This window comes from Acidicapsa acidisoli (assembly GCF_025685625.1).
Taxonomy (GTDB): domain Bacteria; phylum Acidobacteriota; class Terriglobia; order Terriglobales; family Acidobacteriaceae; genus Acidicapsa; species Acidicapsa acidisoli.
This window is the reverse complement of sequence record NZ_JAGSYI010000006.1, coordinates 173,801-187,023: the sequence shown is the minus strand read 5'-3', so window position 1 is coordinate 187,023 and position 13,223 is coordinate 173,801. Positions and strand designations below refer to the sequence as shown.

The following is a 13,223-nucleotide window of genomic DNA, read 5'->3' as shown; positions in this document are numbered from 1 at the left end:
CGCATTTACGAAGCATTGCGACAATGACACATAATCCCATGCATGCGATACACTTCGAGCCGTGGAGGATCTTCGTTGCTCCGTAACCGCGGATTGCTCTTGAATATCGTAGTTGCTAATCTCCTCGCCACCTGTGGACTTCCGGCACAACAAGCACCACCCCCGCCTGGGCCGAGTACAAGCGGCATAGCGGGAGGCATCGGTGCTCCCGCTGTGTATGACGAACAGAAGCGCCCGATTACGGCGGGCGGATTTGTTGACCATGGCACGGTAGTCTTTGCGGACATCACCAAAGCAGCCGGGCTCTCGGGTTGGACCCACAAAATGGGAGTGCCTGAAAAGAGGTTCATCGTTGAGACCAACGGTTCTGGCGTCGGATTGATAGACTTCGACAATTCCGGCTGGCTCTCCATCTACCTGGTCAATGGCTCTACCTTTGACGCAATGGATGGCAAGGAGACACCGCTCCATGCCGCGCTGTTCCGCAACAACCACGATGGTACTTTCACGGATGTGGCCGCGCTGGCAGGCGTGACCAATGACCGATGGGGTTACGGCGTGAGCATTGCGGACTACGACAACGACGGTTGGCCTGATATCTACGTCGGCAACTATGGGAAGAATCGCCTTTACCACAATAACCACGACGGCACATTTACTGACGTTGCGGAGAAGTCCGGAGTAGCGCTGGGCAATTGGTCGCCCGGCTCCGCCTGGGGGGATTATGACGGGGATGGTCTGCTGGATCTGTACGTAACAGGGTATGTGCATCTCGACCGGGATAACTTACCAGTCGCCGGAACCAAAGCAGTCGGATATGCAAGCTGTCTGTATCGCGGCGCGAATGTCAACTGCGGTCCACGCGGCCTCGCTGGCGAACCCGACCATCTCTTCCATAACAACGGCGACGGAACCTTTACAGAAACAACCACGAAGGCCGGCGTCGAGGACAAGAACCGCTATTACGGACTTACCGCGATCTTTGTGAGCCTCAAGGGAAACGGCAAGCCGGACCTGGTGGTGGGCAACGACTCGGAGCCAAACTATCTCTATCTCAATCAAGGGAATGGGACCTTTGACGATCAAAGCTACATCTCTGGAGTCGCGCTGAATAAGGATGGGCAGGAAATCGCATCGATGGGCATTGCCGCGGGCGACTACGAGAACAATGGGCTGATCGATTTTTTCGTGACCGACTTCGGCGACGACTACAAGGTGCTCTACCACAACGACGGCAATGCGAGCTTCACAGACGTGAGCTACAAAGCCGACGTGGCGCAGACGACGATTCCTTTTGTAGGCTGGGGCGATGGTTTTATCGATTACGACAACGACGGCTGGCTAGATCTCTTCATGGTGAACGGCCATGTCTATCCCCAGGTAGATCAGCACAACTGGGGCACAACCTTTGCCGAGCGGCCGCTGTTGTTTCGCAATGTGCCGGACGGAAAGGGAAGGAGGTTTGAATACATTCCTCCGGTCACAGGGTCGGGGCTTGCGGATGTAATTCCAGCGCGCGGAGCAGCCTTCGGAGATCTCTTCAATGATGGAAAGATCGATGTGATCGTCAACCCGATCGATGGGGCGCCGGTTTTGCTCAGAAACATCAATCCGGACCATCATCACTGGGTGGAGATCAAGCTCGTAGGAGGGACCAGAAGTCCGCGTGATGCCACATGCGCTACAGTTTATCTCAAGGCCAACGGCATGCGCATGCGTCAGGATGTACTGGCCAGTGGAAGTTATATTTCAGCCAGCGACCGGCGATTGCACTTCGGTTTGGGCGACGCAACCGATGCAGGAACTGCGGAGATTCACTGGCCGTCCGGCGCGAAAGAGTTGGTAAAACTGCCTGCCGAGGATCGAATTTACACCATTACCGAAGCTAAAGGGATCACCGCAGCATTGTGCGGAGGCTCGTCCTGCATGGTGGAAGCTGCGCCTGGTTCCGAGCATTCGAATAAGAACGCCAAGCCGTAACGCCGGAAGTCAGCCAGAAATGCAGTCACGCTCATCTGGCGAAATCCTCAACCAGTGTGATATGGCTGCCGGCATTGCGCTCGTCGGTAATGAGCAGTTCATCTTCGTTGGGGCTTACACTGATGCCTGCATATGGAGGAGGCTGTTGGTCCAGCGTGATCACGGGAGTGATTTTTCCGCTGGCTGGATCAGCCAGCACAATTCGTGGCGTCATCTGATCGTCATCCAGCACATAGATACCATGACTGGTGATGCTCCAATAACCCCAGTAGCCGGTTCTGGGTTGAGACAAGACCTGCGCCTCAGGCCCGCCCGCGATGGATACCCGCCAGATTCCGGGTGCATCGCTCTTCGTGTAGTAAATCCAGCGCCGATCGGGCGACTCCATGGCCAGGTAACCGCCATTCGTAGTGATCTGCTGAAGTTGCCCTCCGTGAACAGCGACCCTCCACGATTGCCAACTGCCATTGCGGTTGGAAGCAAAATAGAGCGACTGCCCGTCCGCTGACCATCTGGGCAGAATGTCGTTGGAATTGCCGTATGTCAGTTGTCTTTGCGAACCGCCCGCGGATGGTACGACAAAAATATGCGAATGTCCGTCGGGCCGACCGTCGAAGGCGACCTGTTGGCCATCCGGAGAAAAAGACGGGCTGCCGGTCAGCTCAAACCCTGAGGATGTGAGCTGCAGAAGGTTGAGTCCGTCACGAGAAGAAATCCACACGTTTTGAGCGCCGGATCGCCAACTCTGGAAAGCGAAGCGGGAGCCATCGGGCGCAAAAAAGGGTGCGGAATCCTGTTCCGTCGAGGAGATCACTGGCACAGGCTTACCGGCTTGCCCATTGGACTTGAGCGGAACGCCGACGATACTCCATGTTGCCGAACTCTCCGTATAGAGCAGGCGATGGGTCGAGCCCGATATAGCCGGCTGATATGCATCTTCATCTCCCACAGGCAGCCGCTCGGGTTCGCCGCCCCGAACGGAAACCTTCCACAAAGCGAATTTTCCGCCCCGATCGGAAGAAAAGATGATCGAATTACTGTCCGGAGCCCAGACCAGGCTGTCGATCATTCTCTCGTCGTGGGTGATTTGGCGGGGCTCTCCTCCGGAAGAGGGCATCAGAAAAATATCACGAACCGAACCTTCGATTCCACGCAGAAACGCGATCTTGCGTCCGTCTGGCGAAAAGACCGGACTCAAGTCGCCGTCCCAGGCGCGCGGCGGTGTGGTGATGGTACGCGCTTGCATCGTGTCCAGCGACAACTCATAAATCGAGGACGGCGAATTGGCAGAGAATCCGTCCGCGAAGATCAGACTCTTGCCATCGCGCGACCAGGATAGCCCGCCCTGTTCCTCACGGACCAATCCCAACAGAGAATGGACCTTTTGCGCCGGTCCACCGAGGCTGGAAACCAGGTAAACTCCGAGGCCATGGTCGGAGACGGTCCGGTATGCGATTTGTGTTCCGTCGGGGGACCAGGCTGGAGAATAATCCATTTCGTTTCCATCGGTTAGCCGAAACAGCGTTTCGCTGCCGATCTGCTTTATAAAGATGTTGCGGCTTCCGGCTCCGCTCCTGGCCCAGACAAAGGCGATCCGGGAACCATCCGGAGAGAAGGCAGCCTCGTCCTGCTGACCGGCTTCCGAGGTGAGCGGAACCACGCGAAAGGCCAGCTGGGAGGTGCGATGCGTGTTCCAAAGCAGAAATGCAATTGCGGCCCCGAAAATGAGAGCGACGACAATCAGGAACAGCCAGATGCTCTTGAGCTTTGCCAATGGAGGCTGAGAAGGAGGATTTTCGAGTCGTTGGGACTCAGGTTCGATAGCGGGCTGGGCCGCAGGTTCGAGATCCTCGACGCTCTCCTTCAGCGCCCGCAGCGAGGTTTCCTGCTCGGCTGGACGCAGATCAACGGCTGGGCGCACCTCGGCAATCAGCCGGTAACCCATCTTGGGGATGGTCTGAATGTACCGGGGAGTATGCGGGTCATCTCCGATCTCTTTCCTCAAAAGGGAGATGCAGCGGGTGAGGGCGTCGTCCGAGACAAACGTATCCGCCCAGACGGCGGATATTAGACTCTCCTTGCTGACGACCTGGCCGGGATGCGAGGCCAGATGGAGCAGTACTTTCATCACCTTGGGCTCTAGACGAATCGTCTCAGAGTCACCGGCGATTGCGTTCAACTCGGGCTTGACAGTCCATTCACCAATTAAAAAATCCTTATGCAACAGTGTTCCACCTGAACAATCCAAGTTTATCACCGCGCAACGAGTCTAATTATCTAGTTTATTTTCAGATGCTTACAGGGCATCGGAAAATCATCAGAACATCCTCCGGCGAACCTAAAGACCATCGTTACTCTGCGTGGCTAGCGTTCGTTCCGTTGGGCAGTTGACTCAAGACTCTGAGAGCTCTCCTTAAAACCAGGGCTGAAAAGGCACTTCAGAACATCAGAGATACGGAAGCTCAACGACCCGCAAGGAGGAAGAATGTTGTACGCAGCAAGCAATACAAGGAATATGCAGAGACTCAAGAGATCATTCCGCGGGCGTCGGCCTGCTCCGGCGCTCTGGGTGTTGCTCGCCCTGACCGCAATGCTGGGCTTCGGTCCGTGGGCTCGTGCGCAGGTGACTTCAGGGACGATCTACGGTTCGGTTCAGGATCAGACCGGAGCATCGATTTCCAAGGCCACGATTACGGCTTCAGAACCCACCAGGGGCATTACCCGTTCCACAACCAGCAGTAATAACGGGAGTTTTTCCTTACCTAATTTGCCTCCCGGAACTTATTCCATTCAGGTCGAGGCCGCAGGCTTCGAAACCATAAATAAGTCAGACGTCATTCTGAACGCGGCAGACAATCTCGGAGCCGGCGTATTCAAGATGCAGGTCGGCGCGGCCTCAAGCACGGTCGAGGTAACTGCGGACACGGGCCAGCTCCAGGTGCAAAACAACTCGGGCGAGCGATCGGACCTGATCACCAGCAAGCAGCTTGACCAGGTGGCCATGAACGGCCGCAACGTGCTCGACTACATGCGCCTGGTGCCCGGCGTGGCTGGCGTAGGTGCGTTTGGCGAATCCGGCACCGGTGGCCTCGATTCCTACAACATCAACGGAACTCGCGCCAACACCCACGAATTCACCCTCGATGGCACCTCCAACGTGGACACCGGTAACAACGGCGGCACCCATGTGACCATCAACCCCGACGCCATCTCCGAAGTAAAGGTTCTCACTTCGAATTACCAGGCTGAATTCGGCAAGGCATCCGGCGGCCAGATCTCTGTCGTTTCCAAAGGCGGATCCAACGATTTCCATGGCAACGCGCACTTCTTTCACCGCAACGATGGTATGAACGCGACCGGCTGGTACAACAACCACAACGACATCCCCAAGCAGCTCTACCGTTACAACACGGAAGGTGTCGCGGTGGGCGGCCCGATCAAGAAGGACAAGCTCTTTTTCTTCTTCTCCAGCGAGTTCTACCAGCAACTGGTGCCGGGGGGGACAAACTCCTACTATGTGCCCACCGATCTGGAGCGGGCCGGCAACTTCTCACAGAGCATCAACAGCAGCGGCCAGCCACTGACCATCTATCAGCCAGGAACCACTACTCCATTCGCCAACAACACAATCCCCACCTCCGAACTGAACAGTGGCATAGAGTCCGTCATGAAGCTTTACGCCGAGCCGAACGTGAGCAGCTACGGCCTCAGCCAGGACTCCTACAACCGCGTCGACTCGCTCTCGTTCAACAATCCTCGCAAAGAGTATATCGGGCGCATGGATTACCAGATCTCGCCTGGAGAACGGGTCTACGCTCGCTGGATCGGCAACTTCCAGTCCACGACCGGTCCGATAGGATCGTTTGGCCTGCCCTGCGACGGTGAAGTTCAGATTCCAGGTGGCTGCCTCAACACCCAAAACGGCTGGAATCTTGCCGTCGATCTGACGAGCACCCTCACACCCTCGCTGCTCAACGAACTCAGCGTCGGTCCCAGCGCCTATCGCTCATCGACCACAGGCAACAACGGCAACATCACCGTGGGCGATAACAACATCAACTTGCCGCTGTTGTATCCGGTGACCTCGACAACCTCAATTCCTGACGTCAGCTATGGCGGCAACGGCCAGAGCTATCCGTGGTCCTATTTCGGCGCGACCCCGTGGTATCAGGCCAACACCACCATCAATGTCAATGACAACCTGACCTGGGTGAAGTCCAACCACACCTTCAAGTTCGGCCTGTTCTACCAGCGCAACCGCAAGGATCAGATCTCCTGGGGCAACTCAAACGGCCAATTCAGCTTCAACAACTGCGCCACCGCGTACAGCGACACGGTCTGCTCCTCCAACACCGGTTCGCCATACGCCAGCGCTCTGTTGGGCGACTTCCAGTCCTTCGACCAGTCCAGTTCCCGGCCGATCGGCTTTTTCCGATACAACCAGGTTGAGTTCTACGCGCAGGACACATGGCAGATTACCCCACGCCTGACGCTCGACTACGGCATGCGGTTTGTCTACATTCCGCCCCAATACGACGCCAAGAACCAGATCGCCTTGTTCGATCCTTCCTCGTACGTAAGAAACGCCGGCATACAGATCGACCCGACAACCGGCAACCCGATCCCCAACAGCGGAAATCAGCTGGAAGGTATGCTCTATGCCTCCAACGGCACCTTGCCCAAGGGAGGCTGGGATAGCCGCGGCATCATGCCGGAACCGCGCATCGGCTTTGCCTGGGACCCGATCGGAGACCACAAGGGAGTTCTCCGCGGCGGTTTCGGTATGTCGCACGACCGCGAACAAGGCAACCTGGTCTTCAATCCGGCCTTCAACAATCCGCAGGAAGTGACCACGCCGACGATCACCTCCCCTACCTACCTCAACCTGAACAGCATTTCGACGGCAGCCCAGAGCGCACCCGGCGTACTGACCGCTATTCAGGGTGCGGAGCGCAGCGGTCAGATCCCCACGGTCTACAGCTACAGCCTCGGCGTGCAGCGTGAGATCGCCTCCGGCTTTACCCTCGACATTGCATATGTAGGCAACGTGAACCGCCACTTGGTGACCAACCGCGACATCAACACTATCCCCTATGGAACCGCCTTCACCAAGGCCGCGCAGAATCCGGCAAACTTCCCCGGCGGCGTGGTCCCGGACGTGGAGCCTAACCTTCCCCCCGAGTACGCAGCGGCTGGCTACAGCTTCAGCGGCCAATATGCCTATCCGGCCAACTATCTGGCTCCGTATTGGGGCTACGGAGAGATTCCGTACACCAAGTTCGACGGAACCTCCAACTACAACGGCTTGCAAACCTCTGTCCAACGCCGCTTCAGCACCGGCCTGACGCTGGGCGCGGTCTACACCTGGTCCAAGTCAATGACCACCGAGTCCTCGGACAACGGCTGGGTCGATCCCTTCAACCCCAAGCTCAACTACCAGGTCGCGACCTGGGACCGCAGGAACGTCGCCGCGGTTAACTATGTCTACGACATCCCGAGCCTGGCCAAACACCTCGGCGGACCACGCTGGATTGCCTACGCCACGGATGGCTATCAACTCTCAGGCGTTTCGAACTTCATGACCGGCACCCCCAACTGGACGCCTTTCTGGATTCCGGCCAACCAGTTCGATGGCGGTCGGCAGTACAGCGAGCTGGCCCCGGTCTACCTCGGGGTCGGTTCAAACGGCAAGCCTGTCATACCGGCTATCGGACAACCCTATTACGGGACGCCTGACAAGCTGCGTACCGGCGGCATGCAGACCTGGGATGTCTCCCTGTTCAAGAACATCCCCATCGGTGAAAAGAGCCAGCGCACGATCCAGCTTCGCTGCGAGACTTACAACCTCTTCAATCACTCGAACTTTGCCTCCAAGGACCTTGGCGGCACTTTCACGTTGCCCAGCTACTCCGTGGCGAATGGCCAGGGAACATACACTCCCGAATCCATCAACCTGGATACAAACTACGGTCAGCCCACCAGCGTCTACAGCCAGGCGGGTCCCGGTGGTCCGCGCGTGATCCAGCTCGGCGCCAAGATCAACTTCTAACTCCCAGGACGCGAAGTCGCAAGGCTTCGCGTCCTCACCCTCCTTGTATCTATCCATCGCAGACCCCGGCCTGTTACTCTACATCGCTCCTTGGAGTGGGAATACACCCGCATGCAAACACTTCGTCGTTGCCTCACGCTCTCAGTCTTCTTATCCTTTACGAGCTTGGTAAATCTACAGGCGCAGACGGTCGCCGCCTACCAGACCACTCCTGACCTGAAGCAGGCGCTCCAGCCGGAGCACAAGCTCTCCTTTGCGGCATCTCCTGCAGGCAGCACAGTCATCAGCGTCGATGACAGCCAGCGCTTTCAGACCATGGATGGCTTTGGAGCCGCTATGACCGACTCCTCGGCATGGTTGTTGCAAGACCAATTGACCGCATCCCAGCGCAAAGAAGTCATGCGCAAACTCTTCGATCCTCGCCAAGGCCACGGCATCGGCGTCAGCTTCCTCCGCGTGCCGCTTGGAGCATCCGACCTGGCGCGCAATCACTACAGCTATGACGACATGCCCGCCGGTCAGCGCGATCCTGAATTGAAGCACTTCTCCATCGATCACGACCGCGCCTACATCCTGCCTGCAATGCTGGAAGCGCTCAAGCTCGATCCTTCCATCAGCGTCATGGTCACCCCCTGGAGCCCGCCCGGCTGGATGAAGACCAAAGACACGATGAACGGCGGCCAGTTGCTCGTAGAGGATTCACAGGTGTTCGCCAATTACCTGGCCGATTCCGTCAGCGCCTACGACAAGGCCGGGGTCCTGGTTAGATATCTATCGCTCCAAAACGAACCCCTCTATGAGACCAAGGATTATCCCGGTACCCTGATGCACGCCGATCAGGAGACAAAGCTGATCGCGAGCTTCGTCGGGCCAGCGCTGCAAAAGGCGGGCCTCAAGACAAGCATCCTGGCCTACGATCACAACTGGGACCATCCCGAGTATCCAGTCGAAGTGCTCTCTGACCCCGACGCGGCGCAATATACGGCGGGATCGGCGTTTCACTGCTACGGCGGAAACGTCTCCGCGCAGGGACCTGTGCACGAACGCTTTCCGAACAGGGGAATCTGGATGACCGAGTGCTCCGGTGGCACCTGGCAAAAGGGAAACCTGCTTGCCGACACCGAAAAGCTGGTCATCGAGTCTTCTCGCCAATGGGCAAAGTCCGTAGTTCTATGGGGATTGGCGCTCGATGAAAAGAACGGCCCAAATACCGGCGGTTGTGCCACCTGTCGCGGTTTTGTCACGATAGATCGAAGCACTGCGCCCCATAAGGTGACGTACACCGAGGATTACTACGCAATCGGTCACGCAAGCGAGTTTGTCCATCCTGGCGCCGTGCGCATCGACTCCACCGACCTGGGACCGCAAAGCCTGGAAACAGTGGCCTTTCAGAACACGGATGGTTCCATTGCGCTGCTGGTGCTGAACAACGCCGACCAGCCCGCGGACTTCTCCGTAAGCTGGCATGGCAAGAGCTTTCAGACTTCATTAAGCTCCGGATCAGTAGCCACGTACCGGTGGCTCGCTCCGAAGCCCACGGCCGCGCAGTAATTCGCGGTCGCTGAAGGCAAGGTGCATCAGCAGGGAACTTCCAGGTTCATCGACTGGAGATACTCGCGATAAGAGCGATCCAACGCTTCGCCGACAGGTTGAAGCGTTGGCGTCGCGTTCCGTTCCAGGGCGCCTTCGAAGAGTGGCGCAAATGCGTGAACTGCTCGAGCCGCCAGCGGATACCATCGATTGATCCATCTCTGAATGGTGTCTTTGTTTCCAGCATGATCTTCGATTGCCATTCGAACCAGGCACTCGCTCCACTGCCGATGCCACTGGCAGTCCTCATTGAGCGAATAAAATATTTGCCCCAACAGGTAGTCATCTTCACTTACAGCCAGCTCGCTCAAATGCTTCATGAATAACTCGTCGACAAGAGGCTTGAGCACCAGGTTGAGCCCTGTAAACGATTCCGCCCAGTCATAAGCGATCAGCAATCTCTCGACAACCTCACGCAGCGGCTGCCACATCGAGTCCGCCTGCCAGAGGGTTCTGCTGTCGTCGGCAAAGCCAGGATAGACTTGCTGAAGTTGCCGGATGCGGTAAGCGATTCGCTGAATGCGGCGCATCTCGTCGGCCGATTGAAGCGCCGCTACAATCGCAATGCGCCCGCTGGGAGCCATTTGAGCGAAGTAAGATGCGATCATTTGAAAACCATGCCCCGGATACCGAAATGGAGCAACAAATCGCTGCAGGATGTGTAGCCATTCAGGACGGAGTGAGGCATCATACCCGGTAAGCTCGATTTCCTCCACGATCCCATCGACGAAGATCTCTTTGTCTCTCTGCAACTCCGTGTACTTTGTGTAGGTTGTTTCTCGCGGATCGCGAAACTGCTCCCAGGAGCTGCACACGAGCGGCGACTCCTCCTGGTATCGGCGATACCAGTCCTTGAGCGGAACGTCGAGCTCGAATCTCTTTCCCGTAAAACCTTCGCCGGTGTAGCAGAGGAGTTTTGAAGTAACGAGTTCGTATTCCGTTGGCATTCGCCTTTGCGACAAAAGATGCCAGAATGTCTTTTGTTGAGTCATAGACTCCTCCGCGAAAACAGCAGCCTTGATTCGGGATTGCTTCAATCGGAATTGCGAGTCCTCGCAAACCGCCACGCAGCATCGTCCTGGTTCAGCTCCAGCAAGCCCTTGAAGGCCGCCATCACAGTCTCCAACTCGCCCGGGAAGCGAAACGGGCGCCCCAGGTGCTTTTCAATCGCGGACCGCGTCACAACGCAACATTGGGGAACAAGCACGCGCAGATAAGCGCCTCGGTCGACGACCAGAACATCCTGATTCAGATCCCTGATCGCTGCAACGATGGCGTTGGCCACGCTTCCTGCCTGGAGAACAGGCCCGACTCGATGGTAGTCTCCCGCTACCTCTTGCGTCATCGCCCGTGTCCTCCTTCCATGGCGGTTTCTGAAACGGCACAGGCATCGATGTCTACAAGGATGTCCGGTCCGTCGAGCCTGACTGGAAACGCCCTTAGGCAGGTATTCTGAGGATTCACCCCACTGCCAGTGCAAACATCAAATTCCCACTGATGTCTTGCGCAACGGATAACCTTGCCCGAGAGCGCGCCCTCGCTTAAACGGCTCCTTTGGTGAGGGCAAGCATCCGCGTATGCATAAATGCGGTCATCCAGGTTGACCAACAGAATATGCTCTCCACTGACTTCCAGACCTTTCATTTCGCCACTCCAAAGGTCTTCAACTTCGGCAATCTTTTGATAGCCCATCGCTGCTAGCCCGCAACAACATCGATCCGATCCAACGCCTGAAAGCCTGCCTGCGCAACCGTAAGCGCCGGATTCATCTCTTTGTTGTTGTAAATCAGGCGCACATGATCTTTGCATGCGACCCGCAGGCTGCATGCATCCTGAAGTTTTTGTGCCAGGCTTTGGACTGTCTCTTCTTCGTCTGCCAGAATCACAAGACCAAGTACATCGCCCTGCAAGAAACCATAGAGCGGAACGGGCATAACTATCCTTTCCAGTAACCAATTGCCAGAAAGCTAAGTGCCGGAAGTTTGTGGGGTGCGGAGCCACTCGTAGTCGCCATGATGAACGTCTTTGCCCCAGGTTTCAGGGGTCAGTCTGAAATACTCGGTCAACAAACCTGGAAGATCAGCCGGGGCTTCTCCTGAAAGAACGCGCTTCACTACATCCTTGTGATTGGCATATCTTTCAGGCTCCCGCAGGAAAATCCACTGACATGGTTCGGAACAGAAAATGTATTTGCCGCCTTCGTGAACAATGACTCTCGCAGTGTTTTTACTCGGAGTACCGGCACTCAACGGTAATTGGCATAGATCACAAAAAGCCGGCAGGGAAGTACCGTGCACCGCGAATTCGTTTTCAGGCCCAGGACCGACGGTTTTCCAGCGTTCGCTAACTTGCTTCCAGACAGCATCCATGTCATCCCAATACTTAGGATATTTCTGGCCTAACCACTTTCTTTCTGCCGGACCCGGTATCACGAAGTTGAACCACAAAGTTGCTCGATAACTATAAGCGCTCGCGTAGATCATGTGATGGTAGATATCGAGTTCCTCCAGGAAAAGCTCCCAATACCACGGCTTCTGAAGTCCAAATTCATCCAGTGTCCGCAAGAATTGATCGATGATCCACTCCTCCATGAACTCCTTAAAGGAATAAGGACGTTGATCCAACGCGGTCAGATAGTCAATAGAGACTCCCGTCAAAATTGAGAAAACGCGCCAGTTTCGCCAGAACCACTTATCAACCAGATATTGCACATACTCGGGATCATGTTTCATGACAGTAGCGAGAACAGGGTGCCCAATCTGCGCATGCCTGGCCTCATCCGTTTGAATGCTGGTGACCATCCTCTCAAACATATGGTCGCCGGCTTCGCGAGCAAGAGATGCCAATCCAACGAACTGCAGATTGGTGAAACCGGTTTCCAAGATGAAATTGGTGGCGATGTGAAACTCAATCGCATTTTGCCCGAGCGTCAACTCATCGAAGAAGTGCCGCGCCGCGATCGCGAACCAATTATTGGTGTGATAGAACTTATGAGCCCAGTCGAACTGGGAGTCGAATCTTACCAACTGATGGAAGAGTAGCAGCGGGATCTGAGTATGGCGATATTCGTCAAGCGCTCCAAAGGTTGCCATGGTTCGCCATGCACTGTCGCGGCCGAATCTCGCACCCCGTAGATTGCCGATCGCACCGGTGAACTCCGCAAGCGGCAGTGCGGCTGCGTGTATCTTCAGGCTGTTCATCCAAGGCGAAGCCAGCTTTTGAAGGTTTTCTATCCGGCCCACGGCGTCTCGTACAGCATAGACCGCCATATCCTTCTCGTATTGGTTGTCGACGTATTCGCGATAGGACGTCTTAAAAGACTCTTCCCAGTCTTTCCACTCGGAATGAGGCAACCAGGGATGGCCACTAATCTCCTCTGGGAAGACTTCCTCTTCTCGTACATACGAGTAGTCCCAATCCAGCTTACGGGCGAGAGGTAGCCATTCCTCTCTGTTCAGCATCTATCCTCCCTCATCTCGACAACGCGGGGATACGAAGGACTACTCTTTCAATGGATTGCAGTTGCGAATTGAAAAACCGCTTCTGGTGGGGTAGCATACTCTCGTCGCGGCTGTCGCGTCAACGCAGCGGCCCGTATGCTTGA

The 13,223-nt window shown here is 56.2% G+C and carries 9 protein-coding genes; 3 read left to right on the top strand and 6 right to left on the bottom strand.

Annotation, left to right across the window (positions count from 1 at the left end; all coding sequences use genetic code 11):
• Positions 1 to 75 precede the first annotated feature (75 nt).
• Positions 76 to 1,980 carry a CRTAC1 family protein gene (locus OHL23_RS27130; RefSeq protein WP_396127431.1) on the top strand — a complete coding sequence of 635 codons (1,905 nt, stop codon included), beginning with the start codon at positions 76 to 78 and terminating at the stop codon, positions 1,978 to 1,980.
• 31 nt (positions 1,981 to 2,011) lie between these two features.
• On the opposite strand, the gene OHL23_RS27125 is transcribed toward OHL23_RS27130, so the two are convergent.
• On the bottom strand, positions 2,012 to 4,204 hold the full coding sequence (locus tag OHL23_RS27125) for a winged helix-turn-helix domain-containing protein (protein WP_263355194.1): 2,193 nt from the start codon (positions 4,202 to 4,204) through the stop codon (positions 2,012 to 2,014).
• A gap of 261 nt (positions 4,205 to 4,465) precedes the next feature.
• On the opposite strand from OHL23_RS27125, the gene OHL23_RS27120 reads away from it, so the two are divergent.
• Both OHL23_RS27120 and OHL23_RS27115 read left to right on the top strand, forming a co-directional pair.
• The gene (locus OHL23_RS27120; protein ID WP_263355193.1) at positions 4,466 to 8,029 is read left to right on the top strand and encodes a TonB-dependent receptor; all 3,564 of its coding nucleotides are present in this window, start codon (positions 4,466 to 4,468) and stop codon (positions 8,027 to 8,029) included.
• 111 nt (positions 8,030 to 8,140) lie between these two features.
• A complete protein-coding gene (locus tag OHL23_RS27115) occupies positions 8,141 to 9,580 on the top strand; it encodes a glycoside hydrolase family 30 protein (protein ID WP_263355192.1) in 1,440 nt (479 codons plus the stop codon).
• A gap of 26 nt (positions 9,581 to 9,606) precedes the next feature.
• Here OHL23_RS27115 and OHL23_RS27110 read toward each other — a convergent pair whose 3' ends face one another.
• The 5 genes from OHL23_RS27110 to OHL23_RS27090 are packed head-to-tail and all read right to left on the bottom strand — an operon-like array spanning position 9,607 to position 13,080.
• Positions 9,607 to 10,611: a ferritin family protein gene (locus OHL23_RS27110; RefSeq protein ID WP_263355191.1), complete on the bottom strand. Its 1,005-nt coding sequence runs from the start codon at positions 10,609 to 10,611 to the stop codon at positions 9,607 to 9,609.
• 41 nt (positions 10,612 to 10,652) lie between these two features.
• A complete protein-coding gene (locus OHL23_RS27105) occupies positions 10,653 to 10,964 on the bottom strand; it encodes an MmoB/DmpM family protein (RefSeq protein ID WP_263355190.1) in 312 nt (103 codons plus the stop codon).
• Positions 10,961 to 11,311 (bottom strand): Rieske (2Fe-2S) protein, encoded by a 351-nt coding sequence (locus tag OHL23_RS27100; RefSeq protein WP_263355188.1) that lies wholly within the window; start codon positions 11,309 to 11,311, stop codon positions 10,961 to 10,963. Before OHL23_RS27100 ends, OHL23_RS27105 begins: the two co-directional genes overlap by 4 nt.
• 5 nt (positions 11,312 to 11,316) lie before the next feature.
• A complete protein-coding gene (locus OHL23_RS27095) occupies positions 11,317 to 11,553 on the bottom strand; it encodes a toluene-4-monooxygenase system B family protein (protein WP_263355187.1) in 237 nt (78 codons plus the stop codon).
• A gap of 33 nt (positions 11,554 to 11,586) precedes the next feature.
• A complete protein-coding gene (locus tag OHL23_RS27090) occupies positions 11,587 to 13,080 on the bottom strand; it encodes a YHS domain-containing protein (RefSeq protein ID WP_263355186.1) in 1,494 nt (497 codons plus the stop codon).
• Positions 13,081 to 13,223: the final 143 nt, after the last annotated feature.